This is a genomic window from Kitasatospora sp. NPDC059747 (genome assembly GCF_042732955.1).
Classification (GTDB): Bacteria; Actinomycetota; Actinomycetes; order Streptomycetales; family Streptomycetaceae; genus Kitasatospora.
This window is the reverse complement of the sequence record NZ_JBHWGV010000003.1, coordinates 37,892-55,590: the sequence shown is the minus strand read 5'-3', so window position 1 is coordinate 55,590 and position 17,699 is coordinate 37,892. Positions and strand designations below refer to the sequence as shown.

Sequence of the window (17,699 nt, the reverse complement as noted above, 5' to 3'; positions counted from 1 at the left end):
GCGAGGCGGGCGGGCGGGGGCCCGCCCTCGCGGGCAGCGCGGCCGGGGGGCGTCCGCCCGGCCTGTCACCGGCGCCCCCCCCCGCGGCCCCCCCCGCCCCCCCCCCCCCCCCCCCCGCTCCTGGTGTTCGTGGTCGGTCCTGCGGTGATGCGGTGCTCCTTCTTCTCCGACTGGCAGGTCGGACTGGGCGTGCCTAGAGGTGTGCGAGCTTGTAGAGCACGGGCGCGGCCTCCCGGAGGACGGCCCATTCCTCCTCGTCGAGCCCTTCGGCGAGCTCGGCGAGCCAGGCGTTGCGACGCCGGCGGCTCTCCGCCAGGATCGCCTCGGCCTGCTCGGTGCTGCTGACGACCACCTGGCGGCGGTCCTCGGGGTGCGGCTCGCGCCGCACGAGCCCCTTCTCCTCCAGCATCGCGACGATCCTGGTCATCGAAGGGGGCTGCACGTGCTCCTTCCGGGCGAGCTCACCCGGCGTGGCCTTTCCGCACCGGGCGAGGGTGCCCAGCACCCCCATCTCGGTAGGGCTCAGCGACTCCTCGACCCGCTGGTGTTTGAGCCGGCGGGAGAGGCGCATCGTGGACGATCGCAGCTGGTTGACCGCTGCGAGGTCCTGCTCGGACATCTCGGGCATGGTCGTTAGCTTACGTCATTACTCTCGCTAACGAAAATTGGTTACCGCCCTCCCCACCCTCCCCGCGGTCCACCGCCGCGCCGGAAGATCGCCCCGGTGCCATATTGGACATAGGTCTCGACTCCCAGAAGGGCCGACCAGACATGTCCGACCTCGCCGCCGACCAGGCCGCCCCGAACGGCACCGGCTTCGCCCGGCTCGCCCTGGTCACCATCGACTGCGCCGACCCGGTCGCGCTGGCCGGGTTCTACGGCGAACTGCTCGGCTGGGAGACCCGCCACGCGGACGAGCACTTCGCGATCCTCGACAACCCCGAGGGCGGCAGCCCGCTGGCCTTCGGACGGGTCACCGGCTACCGCCCGGAGCCCTGGACGGAACCGGACGGCGGCAAGCACTTCCACCTCGACTTCTACGTCGACGACCTCGACGAGGCCATCGGCCGGGCCCTGGAGCTCGGCGCCACCGAGCCGACGTACCAGCACGGCCGCACGCTCAAGGTGCTGATCGACCCAGCCGGCCACCCGTTCGGGCTAGCCCCCCTGGACTAACCCACGAACGGGCCCGGCGGACCTGCGCAGAGGGTGTCAGGGATTGGTGCCAAGATCATGCAGGCCCCGTAAAGGCCCACGCTGACCTGGGACTTCACGAAAACGCCGAACCTTGTGCGGCCGCCGGGCAGTGGTTACTGTCCCGGTTGTCAGGGCCCCGTTGTCAGGGGCACCACATGTCAGGGGCACCATGCCAGGTCTCCCCCCGGCGGACCCCGTCCGTGCCCACTGCGCACGCCTTCCCACGCGCCCCACCGGCCGTCCCGTTCCTCCCGGCAGTCCCGCGTCCGCCCGAGCCCTGGCGCCCTCTTCCCCCCTCATCCGTCCAGGGAGCTGTCATTGGGTGAGATCCACCATGCCGACCACGGCTGGATAACACCGGCGGTCTCGTACTTCGTCGCCTGCCTCGGCTCGTTCGTCGCCCTGCGCAGCGCCCGCTGGGCGCTCGTCTCCCAGGGCCGCACCCGGGTCAACTGGCTGCTCTTCGCGGCCACTTCGCTCGGCGCCGGAATCTGGTCCATGCACTTCATCGCGATGCTCGGCTTCTCCGTCAGCGGCGTCGACATCACCTACCGGCCCGGGCCGACGGTGCTCAGCCTCGTGGTCGCGATCGTCGTCGTCGGCGTCGGCCTGTTCACCGTCGGGTACAGCAGGCGCCCGGTGCTGTCGCTGCTCGCCGGCGGCCTGACCACGGGCCTCGGGGTCGCGGCGATGCACTACCTCGGCATGGCCGCGATGGTCCTGCCCGGGCACGTGCACTACGACCGCACGACGGTCGGGCTGTCCATCGGCATCGCGGTGTTCGCGGCGACGGCCGCGCTCTGGGCCGCGCTGAACATCCGCGGCACGCTGGCCGTCCTGGCGGCGGCGCCGGTGATGGGCGTCGCCGTGTGCGCGATGCACTACACGGGCATGTCGGCGCTCTCCGTCGAACTCGACTTCTCGCAGAACACCCAGGGCGGCGTGATGGCGCTGGAGTTCATCTTCCCGCTCGGGGTCGGGCTCGGCTGCTACGTGTTCTTCGGCGCGCTCGCCTTCGCGGTGTCGCCGAGCAAGAGCGTCACCCAGCCCGTCGTCGTCGGCCACGCCGCACCACTGGCCGCACGCCGGCGCTGAGCGCTCGCCGGCTCTGAGTGCTCGCCGACACTCAGCGCACGCACGGCGGAGGCCGGGCCCGAACCCACCGGGCCCGGCCTCCGCTTTCGCGTCCCGCTACTCGGGCCCGCCGAGCAGCCCGGTCAGGTGCTCCGGCGTGGCCACCGGGCACACCTTGCGGACGAAGTCCCGCCGCAGCCCGTGGTACGGCTCGCCCGCGCGGTAGAAGTTGGCGTGCATGCGCCGGAGCTCCTCCGCCCGGTAGTCGGCGAGCGGGCGCTCCTCGTCGTCCGCGGCCAGCCGGCGCTTCTTGTCGACCAGCCGCGCGGTGAGCTCCGGCGAGGCGGCGAGGCGGGCCGCCTCACGGACCGTCCAGCGGCGGAAACCGGCCGCGTCCCCGCCCTCCGTGCGGTCCACCAGGCCGATCCGGCGGGCCTGCTCGGCCCCGACCGGCAGCGCCTCGGTGGTCAGCCGCTCCGCCCACTCGGCGCCGACCCGGCGCGGCAGGGTGTACGTCCAGTACTCGGAGCCGTACAGGCCCATCAGCCGGTAGTGCGGGTTGAGCACCGCCGACTCGCGGCACCACACCTCGTCGGCGGCGATCGCCAGCATCAGCCCGCCCGCGGCGGTGTTCCCGGCGAGCGCCGAGACGGTCAGCTTGTCGGTCGTGGTGAGGATCGCCGCGACCAGGTCGTCCATCGCGTTGATGTTCTCCCACGACTCCAGCGCCGGGAAGGACGCGCCCTCGATGACGTTGAGGTGGATGCCGTTGGAGTAGAAGTCCCGGGCCGCGCCGAGCACCAGCACCGAGGTGGGCCGGTCGGCGGCCGCGCGGTAGGCGGTGAGCAGGCGGCGGCACTGCTCGGTGCTCATCGCCCCGCCGGTGTGGGCGAATTCGAGGAAGCCGACGTCGCCGTCCTCGTGGTAGCGCAGCTCCGACCAGGTGTCGCGGCGGGCCGCCTCGGCCGGGGTCACCGGCACCTCGCGGACGCGGTGCAGCTCGTCGGCGAGCACCGTCGCGGCGGGCAGCTTGAAGGTGGCGGGCCCGCCCGGGGTGCGGCGCGGGCGCAGCTGCGGGATCCACACCGCGCCGTCCACGGTGGCCCTGCAGATCGCGCCGTCACGGGTCGCGAGCACCTCGCCGGGCACGGGGCCGCGCAGCTCGTCCTCGGGGTGGCCGCCGTGCAGGAAGAACTCGCGGCCGTACAGCTCGTCGAGCACGCCGGGCTGGGAGTCGGCGGCGCGGAGCTTGCGGAGCACGGTGGCGGTGTCGTCTGCGGACCAGTCGATCCGGCGTGCGTCCTGCCGCAGGAACGGGCGCAGCCGGCCGCGCACGTCGGGCCGGTCGTAGTCGAGCGGTTCGGGGGTGAACAGCCCGCCCTCGTGACGCTGGACGGCCAGCAGGACGGCCTCGACGGCGGCGTCGGCCACCTCGTTGCGGTACAGCTCGCTCTTGCCGCACGGGGGGACGGTGAACTCGACCGACGCCCAGATGTCGCCCGCGTCCATCTCCCCGACGGCCTGCAGGACGGTGACGCCCCAGCGCTCGGCGCCCTCGGTGATCGCCCAGTCCAGCGAGGACGGGCCGCGGTCGCCCTTGGGGCCGGGGTGCACGATGAGGACGGTCCGGGCGCGCCAGACGTCCTCCGGGACGGCCTTGGTGAGCATCGGGCAGACGATCAGCTCGGGATCGGTCCGGTCCACCGCGGCCCGCACCTGTTCGTCGCCGAGGGCGAGCTGGACGGCGACCTGGTGGCCGCGCCCGCGCAGTTCGGTGTGGACGCGCTGGGTCAGGCTGTTGAACGCACTGGCGATCAGGAGAATGCGCAAGGGGGCCTCCGACGGGGACTGGGGGTCGCGCGCGGAGGCGATGAAACCAGGGCATGGACACGTAATGATTACGGTCGGCCCGTCCCCGCCCGACCCTCACGCACCCTGCACACCTGTGGCCCCGGCATGGCGCACGCTTCGCGGGATCTCCCCAGCCCCTCCCCGGAGTTGACCTCCCGCGTTCGTCTCCGTCGGGTTAGCGGGGAAAGGCCCGGCGGGCCCGCCAGGTGGTGTGCTCGCGGGAGACCGCGTCCTCGGCCTCGGCGGCCAGGCGGGCCCAGCGGGTCTCCGCGTCCGGCGCCCGGGGGTCGAGGTCGGACAGCTGGTTGCCGACGTTCTCCAGCTCGCGGGCGGCCAGCTGGTAGGCGGCGGCCAGCGGGCGGAGCTGCTTGAGCTGCGTCCAGGCGATGATCGACGCGGCCGCGGCGGAGCTTGCGCCGAAGACGTGCACCTGCAGCGCGCCGGTCGCCTGCGCGATGGCCGCCGCCGCGCCGATGATGATCAGCGCCGCGATGCCGAGCCCCCACGACACGGCCTGCGACTCGCACGCCTCGGCCCGGGAGCGGTACCAGGTGCGCTGGCTCTCGACCCGGGTGCGCAGGTAGAGCGTCCGCCGGGCGGTCAGCGAGCCGGCCCTGGCCAGCCGCATCTCGGGGGTGATCTCGGGGACGGTGCCGGGCGGCACGATCTCCGGGTCCTCGAAGGCCCGCATCACGTCTTCGAGCTGCAGCAGGTAGCCGCGGTCCACGTCGGGCGAGTCCGCCTCGCCGTCGAACGGGCGGGCGCGCACCGAGTACTTCCAGGCGAGCGTCTTCACCGACTCGGCCGCGGCCCTGGCCTCGTACCAGCGGCCCTGCGGGTTGCTGCGGCGCAGCCGGGACCAGAAGTAGCCGGCGACCAGGAAGGCCACCACCGAGAAGAGCGGCGCGATGTCGCCGTCGCCCGCCTTGTCCGGGCCCGGGAACGAGCCGATCACGGCGGCGATCACCAGCATCGCGATCAGCCCGCGGTACCACCGGAGCGTCTCGCGCTGTCCGTCCAGCGAGGCCTTGTCCGCCGTCCAGAACAGGTCCGGCAGCAGCTTGGCCTCGTCTCCCCCGGGCGGATCCTGTTGCACCATCGGTCGAGCCCCCTCCCCGTCGCCCCGTCCAGGCAGTATGCCCCCGGCCAACTCCGCTACACAGTCACATTTTTGACACCTTTCCCACGCGTCCGATTGTCCCCCTCGACCGGTAACCGATATAACCGGTTACATGCCGCTGCACTGGAAACTCGTCGTCGACTGCGCCGATCCGCTCCGCCAGGCCGCCTTCTGGGCCGCCGCCCTCGACTACGCGGTCGAGGACAACAGCGCCCTGGTCACCCGCCTCCTCGCGGCCGGCGCCCTCCCCGCGGAGGCCGTGACCGAGTTCGAGGGCCGCCCCGCCTTCCGCGCCCTGCTCGCCGTCCGCCACCCGGACGACCCGTTCGACCCGGCCACCGGCACCGGCCTGGGCCGCCGCATCCTCTTCCAGGCCGTCCCCGAGCCCAAGGAGACGAAGAACCGCCTCCACCTCGACCTCCACCCCGACCCCGGAGCCCGCGAGGCCACCGTCACCCGCCTGCGGTCCCTCGGCGCCACCGTCCTGCGCCACGTGAAGGAGAACGGCGGCGAATGGACGACGATGGCCGACCCCGAGGGCAACGAGTTCTGCGTCCAGTAGCCCGGCCGAAACACACCGCGGCCCCGCCCTCCACGGAGGAGGACGGGGCCGCGGGCGGGGCGTACCGCGCTCAGAGCAGGCCGAGGGCCGGCATCAGGTAGTAGAAGGCGAAGACGCCCGCGACCGCGTACATCGGGATCGGGACCTCGCGGCCGCGGCCCGCGGCGATGCGCAGGATGCAGAAGGCGACGAAGCCGAAGCCGATGCCGTTGGTGATCGAGTACGTGAAGGGCATCATCACGATCGTCAGGAACGCCGGGATCGCGATCGTGTAGTCGGCCCAGTCGATCTCCTTGATCGAGTTGGCCAGGATCAGGAAGCCGACGGTGACCAGGGCCGGGGTGGCGGCCTGCGCGGGGACCATGGTGGCGAGCGGGGTGAGGAAGAGCGCCACCACGAAGAGCAGGCCCGTGACGATCGAGGCGAAGCCGGTCCTGGCGCCCTCGCCGACGCCGGCCGTGGACTCGACGAAGCAGGTGTTCGCGGACGCGGAGGTGGCGCCGCCGGCCGCCGTGGCGATGCCGTCGACCATGAGGATCCGGTTGATGCCCGGCAGGTCGCCCTTCTCGTCGAGCAGGTGGGCCTCGTCGGCGACGCCGAGGATGGTGCCCATCGCGTCGAAGAAGCACGACATCAGCACGGTGAAGACGAACAGCGCGCCGGTCAGCACGCCGACCTTCTCGAAGCCGCCGAACAGGCTGACCTTGCCGACCAGGCCGAAGTCCGGGGCGGCGACCGGGTTGCCGGGCCACGCCGGGACGGTCAGGCCCCACTTGAGCGCCGGGATGTCGGCGAACTCGTCGATCACGACGGCGACGGCGGTGCTGACCGCGATGCTGATGAGGATCGCGCCGGGCACCTTGCGGATCACCAGGACGAGGGTGAGCAGCAGGCCGACGACGAACACCAGGACCGGCCAGCCGAGCAGGTGGCCGCTGCCGCCGAGCTGGAGCGGCACGGTGGTGTGGGCGGCGTCCGGGATGCGGCTGACGAAGCCGGAGTCGACCAGCCCGACGAGGCTGATGAACAGGCCGATGCCGATCGCGATGGCCTTGCGCAGCCCGAGCGGCACGGCGTTCATGACCCGCTCGCGCAGCCCGGTGGCGACCAGCAGCATGATCGCGAAGCCGGCCAGGACGACCATGCCCATCGCGTCCGGCCAGGTCATCCTGGGCGCGAGCTGGAGCGCCACGATGGTGTTGACGCCGAGGCCGGCGGCCAGGCCGATCGGCACATTGCCGATGACGCCCATCAGCAGGGTGGTGAGACCCGCGGTGAGGGCCGTCGCGGTGACCAGCTGGGCGCTGTCCAGGTGGGTCCCGTTCAGGTCCGTGGCGCTGGCCAGGATGATCGGGTTGAGCACCAGGATGTAGGCCATGGTGAAGAACGTGGCCACGCCGCCGCGGATCTCGCGCGGCAGGGTGGAGCCGCGCTCGCTGATCCGGAAGTAGCGGTCCAGGGCGCCGGAGGGCGGCTCGGGCGCGGTGTCGGCGGGCTCGGGCGACTCGGTGGTCGGCTGGACCACAGGCATGCGTGCGTCCTCTGTGGGGGGCGGAGGAGGGGGGTGAACGCCCTGGTCGACGGTGGCCGGGCGCAGAACTAAAAGTATGGTTTCCGGATCGAACCCGCGCTATCTTCGCGCGTAGAGCCGCGCGCGGCCCCGAGCGGACGCCGGATGGCCCCCACCGGACCCGCGCCCCGTACGCTAGGCCCCATGCCCAAGACCCCGCTGCACCCCTCCCCTCCGCCGCTGGAGGCCAACGACGTCGCGATCGTCGGCGGCGGCACGGTGCTGTGGTTCGTCGCCTTCCTGGTGCTGCTGCCGTTCCAGGGCACCCTCTCCGACCACGGCCACGGCACCTGGCCCTGGGTCTGCCTGTCCGGCGGACTGCTCGGCCTGATCGGCCTCTGGTACTGCCGCGCCCGCCGGGACGCGATCGCCCGCAGCCGCGCCGCCGAGGCCGCGGCCGCCGCGCACCCCGAAGGGACGGGCCCGGACGGGGCCGCGTAGACCCCGGCCACCCGGTCGGACCGAATAGGCCTTTAGTAGCACGCATCGGACATAAGGCACCCGTAGAGTCGGTGCCATGACGCAGCCTGCCCACTCCGCGGAAGAGCAGCCCGGCGACGGCGACCGCCCCGACGGTGCGCACCCCCTCGGCCTGTTGCCCGGCCGGCGCGGCGGGCTGAGCGGCGCGGAGGTGGCCGAGCGGGTCGCGCGCGGACAGGTCAACGACGTCCCGGTGCGCTCCAGCCGCTCCGCCAAGGAGATCGTCCGGGCCAACGTCTTCACCCGGTTCAACGCGATCATCGGCGTGATGTTCGGGATCATCCTGGTCGTCGGCCCGATCCAGGACGGCCTGTTCGGCCTGGTCATCGTCGCCAACACGGCGATCGGCATCATCCAGGAGCTGCGCGCCAAGAAGACCCTGGACAGCCTGGCCCTGATCGGCGAGGCCCGCCCGCAGGTGCGCCGGGACGGCACCGTCCAGCAGATCGGCGTCGGCGAGATCGTGCTCGACGACACCGTGCTGCTCGGCATCGGCGACAAGGTGATCGTCGACGGCGAGGTCACCGAGGCGGACGGCCTGGAGATCGACGAGTCGCTGCTGACCGGCGAGCCCGACCCCGTCCTCAAACAGCCCGGCGACCAGGTGATGTCCGGCAGCTTCGTGGTGGCCGGCGCGGGCGCGTTCACCGCGACGAAGGTCGGGCGCGAGGCGTACGCGGCGCAACTGGCCGAGGAGGCGAGCCGGTTCACGCTGGTGAAGTCGGAGCTGCGCACCGGCATCAACAGCATCCTGCGGTTCATCACCTACCTGCTGGTCCCGACCGCGATCGGCCTGATCATCAGCCAGCTGGCCGTCGAGGGCCGGGACTGGCGCGAGGCGGTGCGCCGCATGGTGGCCGGCATCGTGCCGATGGTCCCGGAGGGCCTGGTGCTGCTCACCTCGGTCGCCTTCGCGATCGGCGTGATCCGGCTCGGGCGCAAGCAGTGCCTGGTGCAGGAGCTGCCCGCGATCGAAGGGCTGGCCCGGGTCGACACGGTGTGCCTGGACAAGACCGGCACGCTCACCGAGGGCGGCATGGACGTGATCGACCTGCGCGTGATCTCCGACGGCGTGCCCGGGGCGGTCGGGCCGCGGACGATCGAGCACGCGCTCGGCGTGATGGCCGGGGCCGACGCGCGGCCGAACCCGTCCATGCAGGCCGTCATCGCCGCCTACGGGGACGGCTCGCGGGCCGTGACCGGGGCCGCGGGCGGTGCGAACGGCTGGCGCGTGATCGAGGCGATGCCGTTCTCCTCCGCCCGCAAGTGGAGCGGCGTGCAGCTGCTGGAGCCGCAGGGCGGCGAGGCCACCTGGCTGCTCGGCGCCCCCGACGTCCTGCTGCCCGCCGGCCACCCGGCGCTCGCCGAGGTGGACGAGCTGGGCGCCAAGGGCCTGCGGGTGCTGCTGATCGGGCGCAATCCCGTCCCGCTGGACTCCCCGGACCCGGCGGCGGGCCTCACGCCGCTCGCCCTGGTGGTGCTGCAGCAGCGGCTGCGCGAGGACGCGGCGGCCACGCTGCGGTACTTCGAGGGGCAGCAGGTCCGGGCGAAGGTGATCTCCGGCGACGCCGCGGTCTCGGTCGGCGCGGTCGCCGCCCACCTCGGCCTGCCCGGCGCGGACCAGCCGCTGGACGCCCGCACGCTGCCGACCGAGCCGGAGGCGCTCGCCGACGCCGCCGATCGCACGAGCGTGTTCGGCCGCGTCACCCCGCAGCAGAAGCGCGAGCTGGTCGGCGCGCTGCAGTCGCGCGGGCACACGGTGGCCATGACAGGCGACGGCGTCAACGACGTGCTCGCGCTCAAGGACGCGGACATCGGCGTGGCGATGGGCACCGGCAGCGACGCGACCAAGGCGGTCGCCCAGATCGTGCTGCTGAACGACTCCTTCGCGACGCTCCCCTCGGTGGTGGCCGAGGGCCGCCGGGTGATCGGCAACATCGAGCGCGTCGCCGGGCTGTTCCTGGTCAAGACCGTGTACTCGGTCCTGCTGGCGCTGCTGGTGATCTTCACCCACTCGCCGTACCCGTTCCTGCCCCGGCACTCGACCGTGCTGTCCACGCTCACCATCGGCGTGCCGGCCTTCTTCCTCGCGCTCGCCCCCAACAACGAGCGCGCCCGCACCGGCTTCGTCAAACGCGTGCTGCGGCTGGCGATCCCGGGCGGCGCCATCGCGGGCACCGGGACGTTCGTGGCCTACGCGCTGGCCAGGGCGAACCACGCGACGGACCTCAAGGCCGACACCAGCGTGGCCACGCTGACGCTGTTCCTGATCGCCATCTGGGTGCTCGCCATCGTCGCCCGCCCGTACAACTGGTGGCGCCTGCTGCTGATCGGCACGATGGGCGGCGCGTTCTCGCTGGTGCTGCTGGTCCCGTGGCTGTCCGACTTCTTCCAGCTCCGCCTGGTCGGCATCCGCGACCCGTGGACGGGCGTCGGCATCGCGGTGATCTGCTGCATGGCCCTGGAAATCGCCTGGCGCTTCATGAAACGCCGCGGCTACGAGTGACGCGGCGTCCTCGTCCGGCCTAACATGCCCCCGAGAGGGGGTGCCGGATGGCGCGCAGGGGTGGGGAGTTGGAGGCGTTCATCGCCTTCCTGGGCGGGCTGCTGGCGGTCACGCCGCCGGCCCTGGCGATGACGGTCCTGCACGTGCTTCCGAGGTCCGAGCCGTCGCTGCGGGCCGCCGGGATGCTGACGCTCGGCGTGGTCTGGCTGACCGTCACCGTCACGCTCTACCTGCGGCTGCGGGCCCGCCCCGACGGACGGACCCGCTGACACCGGGCAACGGACTCGGCCGTGCCCGGCCCGCTCGGCCCGCCCGCCCCGCTCAGCCCTCGAAGTCCCGTGCCGCGGACAGCTCGTAGGCCCGGTCCGGCTCGCTGAGCGCGGCCAGCACCTCGAACCGCCGGTGCCACTGCCCGACCGACCAGGCCAGCCCGGCCGCCAGCCCCTCGGGGGTGGCCGCGTGCAGCAGGCCCGGCACCGGCGGCACCTCGAACTCGTCGTCCTCGTCGCCGGCCTCGGCCGTGTCCGGGTCGTACGGCGGCTCGGGCGCGTCCGCCCCGCGGTCCAGGCGCCAGTCCACCGCGGCCTCGTTGCCGTCCGGGCCGACGACGAGCAGCTCCTCGTGCTCCTCGTACGCCACCGGGCAGCCGGGCAGCAGCTCCCGCACCACGGCCGGCACCCGGTGCAGCACGCCCTCGGAGAGCACCCGCCCGCCCGCCACCTCGCTGGCCAGCGACACGTGCAGGCGCTCGGCGAGGTCCGCCGCGAGCGCCGGGGCGACCGGCAGCAGCGGGTGGGAGTGCAGGAGCTGGACGAGGTCGGGGGCGTCCGCGACGACCGCCTCGGTGGCGTCGACGACCACCGTGTGCGCCGGGCGGCGGCCGGTCTCCGGGTCCAGCGGCGGCAACGCCCGTACGACGTCCAGGGCTTCGATCCGCTCGGCGTCGACCCGGGCCAGCGCACTGTGGATGCCGTGCAGCTGGCGGTGGCCGACCTCGGCGTCCGGGTCGGTGAGCCGGTCCAGGACCTCGTCCGGCCCGTGCGGTTCGGCGAGCAGCGCGGCGAGCGTCGTCCGCACGCCGAGGGCGTGCAGGAACTGCTCGTCCAGCGTGGTGCGGGCCTCGTCGTACAGGCCGCGCAGCAGCGGGTCCGCCCCGGCGGCGCGCAGGCCGGCCGGCTCGCGGCCGTCCAGCACCGGGTGGTCGCGCAGCCACCACGCGGTGTACGGCGGCAGGTCGGCGTACGAGCCGTTCGGCAGCAGGGTGCGGACGGGGTTGACGACGGCGTCCCGGTACGGCGGGCGGGCGAGCGCGGCGAGCGCCTCGGGCCAGGCGTCGTCGTCGATCAGGTCGAGGTCGCGGACGGCCAGCAGCTCGGCGGCCACCGGCGGCACGCCCACGGTGTCGCCGTCGTCGGCGTGCAGGGCGTCGAGCGCGTCCTCGGCCCACTCGGCGAGCCCGTCCGGCGCCTCGTCGAGCAGGCCGGTGGGGTGGCCGCCGGCCGCGCGGTCGGCGGGGACGGTCGGGTCGAGGCGCTCCAGGTCGTCCGGGTCGAGCACGACGTCCTCGGCCCGGACCAGGACGAAGTCGGCCAGCACGCCGACCGCGCCGAGCACGTCGGGGCCCCAGCGCTCCAGCAGGTCGTCGTCCACCCAGCCGGCGTCCTCCTCGCGCGCGAGGGCCGCGAACGGGCTGCCGGGGAGCACGAGTTCGCCGGCCCGGGCGGGCTCGCCCTCGTCGTCGAGCAGCGCCAGCCGGGCCAGCCACGGGTGCTCGCCGACGGCCGGGGCTGCGGCCCTGACCAGCGCCAGGACGGCGTCGGCCAGTTCGAGGGCGGCGTCGAGGTCGTCCTCGGCCACCTCGAAGGAGCGGGCGACGGCGGCCCGCACCTCGGGCGTGTCCAGCACGCCGGCCGGGGTCGCGGTGCCGGCACCCAGCTTGGCCAGCAGCGGGTGCGACGCCTCCGGGTGGGCGAGCCGCAGGTCGAGCGCGGCGAGCGCCCCGGCCAGCGACTCGGGGTAGCCGGGGAAGGCCGCCCAGTCGGCGGCGTCGGAGGGCAGCAGGACGCGCCGCGGCCCGGTGACCGTCCGGCCGTCGGCGAGCGGGACGGGCAGCGCGCCGAGCGCCTCCGGGTCGGCCGCGCCGAGCGCCGCGTACAGGTTGCGCCACCAGGCGGGCTCGCGGTCCAGGCCGCCGAGCTGGTCGACCACCTCGGCGAGCGGCACCCGGCGCACGTTCAGCACGCGCAGCTCGGTGCGGCGCTCCAGACCGGCCGGCAGCAGACCGGGGAAGATCGGCGCCAGCGCCTCGACCACCGAGCCGTCCGCGCCCTCCAGCAGCGTCGCGTCCCGGGGCCGCAGCGCGGGCGTGCCCTCTTCGACCGGCGCCGGGTGCGGCAGGAACGGCGTGCCGGGCAGCCGCTGGAGGATCGCCCCGCGCAGCTCGTTGTCCAGCGCGCCGTCGCCGAGCGGACCGGGCACCAGGCCGAGCGAGCCCAGGTCGCCGCCACGGGCGCGCAGCAGGTCGGCGTAGCTGTCGGCGGCGCGCTCGGTCAGGAAGGCGGCGAGCGGTCCCGGGGCGACGTGCCGGCGGGTGGAGTCCAGCGGGTACGAGGCGATGAGCAGCGCGGGCAGGCCGACCGGCTCGTCGCTCGGCGTCGGCGCGTGCAGGACGGGCAGGACGCCGGGCAGCTGCGGGGTGCCGTCCTCGGCCACCGGGACGGCCCAGGTGACCGTCCAGTACGGGCGGGCGCGCTCCTCGGTGGGGCGGTCGACGAGCAGCTCGGGATCGAGCCGGCCGGAGGCGCCGACGGTCTGCCAGAGCGTCTGCCGGGGGCGGCCGCCCTCGTCGTCCGTGACGGTCACCTCGGTGACGCCGTCGGGGCGCGGCTCGGAGGCGGTGCGGGTGAGCGTGCGGGTGCCGTCCGGGGTCTCCACGACGATCTCGGCGAGGCCGGGGAGGGTGAGCAGCAGCGCGTCGTCGACGGCGAGCAGCAGGCGGCGCGTCAGGTCCTCGGCGGCGGCGTCGCGCAGCGGCAGCACGACCACCGTGTCGTAGCCCTCGGGGGCCGGGCCCTCGGCCGCGAACGGCAGCCGCAGCAGCGGGACGTGACCGTCGCGGCGGCGCAGCTCGTCGGCGAGCGAGGGCTGCGCCTCGGCGAGCGCGCGGGCCTCGCCGAGCGACCAGCGGACGCCGCCCGCGGCGCCGAGCACGGCGGGCTCATCGGTGACGGCGAGGACGGCGGCGAAGCCGACGCCGAACCGGCCGACGCTGGGCGCCTCGCCGCGCTTGGAGGAGGCGCGCAGGGTGGACAGCGACTCGACGGCGGCGGCGTCGAGCGGGGCGCCGGTGTTGGCGGCGGCGAGCACGCCGTCGGCGAGGGTCAGCCGCAGCCGGCCGGGGCCGCGCCCGGCGCGGACGGCGGCGTCGGCGGCGTTCTGCGCCAACTCGACGACCAGCCGGTCGCGGTAGCCGCCGAGGGCGAGCTCCTCCTCGGCGTTGGCGTCCTCCCGGAACCGGGCCGGCGAGGCGGCCCAGGCGTCCAGCACGCGTCGGCGCAGCACGGCACTCCCGAAGGGGTCCGCGAGGTGCTCGTCCGTGCCGCTGCCGATGATCCGAGGTTCCACTGGACCTGCCGCCTTCCGCCGCCCTGTACGTCGTAGGGCATTCTTCCCTGCCCCACCGACTGCTCCCGACCACGGCCCGCGCCACCCCGGGCCCGGCCCCCTGCCCGCACCCCCACCGGAGGCACCCCGGAAGACACCTCGGCCCGCCCCCGCGCAGGGCCCACACCCACCTCAAACCCCCGCCCACCCCGCCGGAGGCACCCCCGCCCCAAACCCCCGCCCACACCCCCCGCCGGAGGCGTCCAGAAGACGCCACGGCCCGCCCCGCCGGTGCGGCGGGACGGGCCGGAGCGGCACGCGTCAGGAGTGGCCGAGCTCCTCGGCCGGGGCGTCCGGCTCGACGGAGCCGGAGGCGCGGTCCGGGTGGAGCTGCATCGGCTCGACCACCAGCTCGTCCAGGATCAGCTCGGACGGCGCCGGCGGAGCCGGGATCACGGCCGCCTCGGAGTGCCCGCCGCAGCCGTACGCGAAGGAGACGATCTGCCCGTCGGCCGGTCCGAACTCGTTGCCGCACACCCCGAAGGCCTGCCCGAGCGAGCCGCCGATCGGGATCAGGAAGCCGCAGCTGTTGCACGAGGCGGGCGCGGCCTGCGCCATCGGGGTCTGCGGGCCGTGCGCCTTCTCCCAGCGGTCGGCGGCCAGGTGCAGGCCGAGCCGGGAGAGCACCCGGCTGCGGCCCATGCCGAGCTCCTCGGCGACGGCGTTGATCTGCGCGCGGACCGGGGCGGGCTGGACGCCGGTGTCGCTGACGACGACGTCCTCCTCGGCGGCCTGCGCCACCGCGGAGTTCGGCGCGGGCTCGTCCTCGCCGGTCCAGCCGGGCTCCAGGCGCAGGTCGTCGGCGTCGGTGGGGAGCAGGTCGCCGGGTCCCATGTCGCCGGGGCGCAGGCGCTCGCTCCACGGCACCCACTGGGGGGCGAGGACGGCGTCGGGGCCCGGCAGCAGGACGACCTCGTCGAGGGTGACGTTCTTGGCGCGCGGGGCGCGGGCGACGGTGACCGCCCAGTGCCAGCCGCGGTAGGCCGCGTCGAGGCACTCGAAGCTGTGGGTGACGACACGGTCGGCGTCCGCCTGGACACCCAGGTGCGTCCCGACGGCTTCCGCTCCGACCGCCTCTTCGGCGGCCTGGCGGGCGAGTTCGACGGCCTCTGCACAGAGCCGATCGGGGGTACGGCTTCGCATCGCAGCACTCACGGCGTCGATTCTCTCCCAGTTCTTCTGTCGCCCACGGCGTGTTGCCTGTTCCGTCGCGGCTCGGGGTACCTCGTCCATTCTGCGCGACCGGAGGCCGCCGCGGGTACCGACCGCGCCGCTCGTCCGGGCCTGCCGGCGCCGTGGGACCCGGGCGGGCGGACCTTGGGCAGGCTACCCGTCGGTCGGCGCCCCGGCACAGTCCGGGGCTCCGGCGGACCTCCCGGGGCCGCGCCGAGCGGAGCGGAATCCCGCGTCGCAGAAGCGAATCTGGGGCAGGATGGCCTTGTGGCGGACGAAAACCCGTCGCAGCACGCACTGCGCGCCTCGCAGGCCGACGGCCCGGACGAGACGAACGCGGTGCCGCGACAGCAGCCCCCGGTCCACCCTGCGGGCGAACCGCAGCCGGCGGACGGTTCCGGGACGTCCGCGCCCGCCCTGGTCGACCTCACGAAACACGGCGACGGCCCGGTCGGCGGGCACCCGGACGAGGAGCCCGACGCGGACGTGGAGGAGCCCCCCGGCCCCCACCGCAACTTCCTCGTCCGCGGCGCCTCCGCCGCCGGCGCCCGCACCGGCCGGGTGGTGCACGGCACCGGCCGCCGGATCCGCCGGGCCACGTCGGCCGAGGGCGCGGGCGAGTCGGGCCTCGCGAAGCTGATCGAGCTGCACGCGCTGAACTCCTTCGGCGACATGCTGATCACCATCGCCCTGGCCTCGACGATCTTCTTCTCCGTCCCGACCGGCGAGGCGCGCGGCCGGGTGGCGCTCTACCTGCTGATCACGATGGCCCCGTTCGCCGTCCTCGCCCCCGTGGTCGGCCCGCTGCTGGACCGCCTGCCGCACGGCCGCCGCGCCGCCATGGCGATGTCGATGCTGGCCCGGGCGGTCCTGGCCTGGACGATGGCCGGGGTGATCTCGGGCGGCGGCATCGCGCTGTACCCCGAGGCGCTCGGCGTGCTGGTGGCGTCCAAGGCGTACGGCGTGGTGCGCAGCGTCGTGGTGCCCCGGCTGCTGCCGCACCGGCTGTCCCTGGTGAAGGCGAACTCCCGGGTCACCCTGGCCGGTCTGCTGGCCACCGGCGTGGCCGCCGCGATGGGCGGGCTGCTGCACCTGATCGGGCCCGGCTGGCCGCTGCGCGGGGCGTTCCTGGTCTTCGTGATCGGCACCCTGATGGCCTTCCACCTGCCGCACACGGTGGACTCGGCGAAGGGCGAGCAGCGGGCCGTGCTGCACGCCGAGGTGCACACCGAGGGCTCGCACCTGATCCACCACAAGCCGCCGCCGGTCAAGACCTCGCTGCGCACGGTCGGCCCTTCGGTGGTGCTGGCGCTGCGGGCGATGGCGGCGATGAAGTGGCTGGTCGGCTTCCTGGTGATGTTCCTGGCGTTCCTGCTGCGCGAGGAGCCGATCGGCGGCCTGCGGCCCACGCTGGCGCTGGGCCTGGTCGCCCTGGCGGCGGGCACGGGCAACGCACTGGGTTCCGTCCTGGGCTCGTGGCTGCGCACGCGCGGCCCGGAGGCGACGGTCACCGCGATGCTGCTGCTCGCGACGTGCGCGACGGCGGCCTCGGCCCTCTGGTATGGCGTCGTGACGGTGATCATGATCGCCGGGACGGCCGGCATGGCGGCCTCGCTCGGCAAGCTGGCGCTGGACGCGCTGATCCAGCGGGACGTCCCGGAGGCGGTCCGGACCTCGGCGTTCGCCCGTTCGGAGACGCTGATGCAGCTGTCCTGGGTGGCCGGCGGCGCGGTCGGCATCCTGCTGCCGCTCAACGGCGAGCTGGGGCTCTCGGTGGCCGCCTCGGTGGTCGGCCTGGTGCTGCTGTGGACGATCCGTTCGCTGTTCCGGGTGGGCCTGCGCCGGCACCCGACGGCGCCCCGGGTCGCCTGACCGGTGCCCGGCCGGCGGGTGAGCGGCGCGGGCGGCAACACGCGGTTGCCGACCCCCGCGTAGCGTGATCGGCGAAGCCCGGTAGATTCTGACCCATGAGCCTCGATACCCGTGTCATCGCCGCCCTCGGCGCCGTCGTCGTGATCGGCGCCGGCACGGTCGGCGGGTCCATCGCCTACGCGTCCGGCCAGACCGCGCACAACAGCCACCGCGCCACCCTGACCGTGGGCAACTCCTCGCTCGCCGCGGACCCGCTGTGCTGGAACGACGGCAACCCGCTGACCGAGGACGACCAGCAGAAGTGCCAGGAGACGGCCACCCAGGCCCTCAAGGACGGCACGCTCCCGACCTCGGACGTCGTCGTCAGCGACAACGTCGGCGTCGGCGTCTCGCCGAACGTGGCCGACAAGGGCTGGTGGGCCTTCACCAACGGCGGCACGCAGGCCCAGGGCGGGCGCTACAGCCTGTTCTCCTACGCCAAGAACGCGACCTACTCGGGCTCGCAGTCGGCCGGCAAGCTGCTGAACGCCTCCGGCAAGACGCTGGTGACCGTGGTCGAGGGCGACAAGAACTCGGACAACCCGACCGCCGTCTGGTACTTCCAGCTGAACACCCAGGACAACTGACGGTC

14 protein-coding genes are annotated in these 17,699 nt (G+C 74.2%); 8 read left to right on the top strand and 6 right to left on the bottom strand.

From position 1 onward, the window contains the following. Window positions 1–193: 193 nt before the first annotated feature. Window positions 194–628, bottom strand: a complete 435-nt coding sequence (locus tag ACFV4G_RS02145; RefSeq protein WP_359967692.1) for a MarR family transcriptional regulator — start codon at window positions 626–628, stop codon at window positions 194–196. A 143-nt stretch (window positions 629–771) separates the two neighbouring features. On the opposite strand from ACFV4G_RS02145, the gene ACFV4G_RS02140 reads away from it, so the two are divergent. Together ACFV4G_RS02140 and ACFV4G_RS02135 are read left to right on the top strand one after the other, a co-directional pair. Then, complete coding sequence (locus ACFV4G_RS02140; protein ID WP_380435541.1) at window positions 772–1,176, top strand: VOC family protein; 405 nt, start codon at window positions 772–774, stop codon at window positions 1,174–1,176. Window positions 1,177–1,515: 339 nt separating this feature from the next. Further along, window positions 1,516–2,292, top strand: coding sequence for an MHYT domain-containing protein (locus tag ACFV4G_RS02135; protein ID WP_380435539.1), 777 nt, complete (start codon window positions 1,516–1,518; stop codon window positions 2,290–2,292). Window positions 2,293–2,388: 96 nt separating this feature from the next. Here the strand turns inward: ACFV4G_RS02135 and ACFV4G_RS02130 are convergent, their stop codons facing one another. Continuing rightward, window positions 2,389–4,101, bottom strand: a complete 1,713-nt coding sequence (locus tag ACFV4G_RS02130; protein ID WP_380435537.1) for a hydrogenase maturation protein — start codon at window positions 4,099–4,101, stop codon at window positions 2,389–2,391. A 196-nt stretch (window positions 4,102–4,297) separates the two neighbouring features. Then, window positions 4,298–5,221, bottom strand: coding sequence for a DUF4231 domain-containing protein (locus ACFV4G_RS02125; RefSeq protein WP_380435535.1), 924 nt, complete (start codon window positions 5,219–5,221; stop codon window positions 4,298–4,300). A gap of 133 nt (window positions 5,222–5,354) precedes the next feature. Between ACFV4G_RS02125 and ACFV4G_RS02120 the strand changes: the two genes are divergently transcribed. Beyond that, a complete protein-coding gene (locus ACFV4G_RS02120) occupies window positions 5,355–5,804 on the top strand; it encodes a VOC family protein (RefSeq protein ID WP_380435533.1) in 450 nt (149 codons plus the stop codon). Between the two features lie 70 nt (window positions 5,805–5,874). On the opposite strand, the gene ACFV4G_RS02115 is transcribed toward ACFV4G_RS02120, so the two are convergent. Continuing rightward, the gene (locus ACFV4G_RS02115; protein ID WP_380435531.1) at window positions 5,875–7,335 is read right to left on the bottom strand and encodes an NCS2 family permease; all 1,461 of its coding nucleotides are present in this window, start codon (window positions 7,333–7,335) and stop codon (window positions 5,875–5,877) included. A 183-nt stretch (window positions 7,336–7,518) separates the two neighbouring features. Between ACFV4G_RS02115 and ACFV4G_RS02110 the strand changes: the two genes are divergently transcribed. The 3 genes from ACFV4G_RS02110 (at window position 7,519) to ACFV4G_RS02100 (ending at window position 10,629) form a co-directional block, all read left to right on the top strand. Then, window positions 7,519–7,815, top strand: coding sequence for a DUF2530 domain-containing protein (locus ACFV4G_RS02110; RefSeq protein WP_380435529.1), 297 nt, complete (start codon window positions 7,519–7,521; stop codon window positions 7,813–7,815). A gap of 76 nt (window positions 7,816–7,891) precedes the next feature. Next, the gene (locus ACFV4G_RS02105; RefSeq protein ID WP_380435527.1) at window positions 7,892–10,360 is read left to right on the top strand and encodes an HAD-IC family P-type ATPase; all 2,469 of its coding nucleotides are present in this window, start codon (window positions 7,892–7,894) and stop codon (window positions 10,358–10,360) included. A gap of 47 nt (window positions 10,361–10,407) precedes the next feature. Next, a complete protein-coding gene (locus ACFV4G_RS02100; RefSeq protein ID WP_380435525.1) occupies window positions 10,408–10,629 on the top strand; it encodes a hypothetical protein in 222 nt (73 codons plus the stop codon). Between the two features lie 52 nt (window positions 10,630–10,681). Here ACFV4G_RS02100 and ACFV4G_RS02095 read toward each other — a convergent pair whose 3' ends face one another. Together ACFV4G_RS02095 and ACFV4G_RS02090 are read right to left on the bottom strand one after the other, a co-directional pair. Continuing rightward, window positions 10,682–13,984: a sacsin N-terminal ATP-binding-like domain-containing protein gene (locus ACFV4G_RS02095; RefSeq protein WP_380435523.1), complete on the bottom strand. Its 3,303-nt coding sequence runs from the start codon at window positions 13,982–13,984 to the stop codon at window positions 10,682–10,684. A 300-nt stretch (window positions 13,985–14,284) separates the two neighbouring features. Next, window positions 14,285–15,166 (bottom strand): DUF3027 domain-containing protein, encoded by an 882-nt coding sequence (locus ACFV4G_RS02090; protein ID WP_380435521.1) that lies wholly within the window; start codon window positions 15,164–15,166, stop codon window positions 14,285–14,287. Window positions 15,167–15,682: 516 nt separating this feature from the next. Here ACFV4G_RS02090 and ACFV4G_RS02085 point away from each other — a divergent pair. Together ACFV4G_RS02085 and ACFV4G_RS02080 are read left to right on the top strand one after the other, a co-directional pair. Further along, window positions 15,683–17,068: an MFS transporter gene (locus tag ACFV4G_RS02085; RefSeq protein WP_380435758.1), complete on the top strand. Its 1,386-nt coding sequence runs from the start codon at window positions 15,683–15,685 to the stop codon at window positions 17,066–17,068. A gap of 95 nt (window positions 17,069–17,163) precedes the next feature. Next, window positions 17,164–17,694, top strand: a complete 531-nt coding sequence (locus tag ACFV4G_RS02080) for a hypothetical protein (protein ID WP_380435519.1) — start codon at window positions 17,164–17,166, stop codon at window positions 17,692–17,694. The last annotated feature ends 5 nt before the right edge of the window (window positions 17,695–17,699 follow it).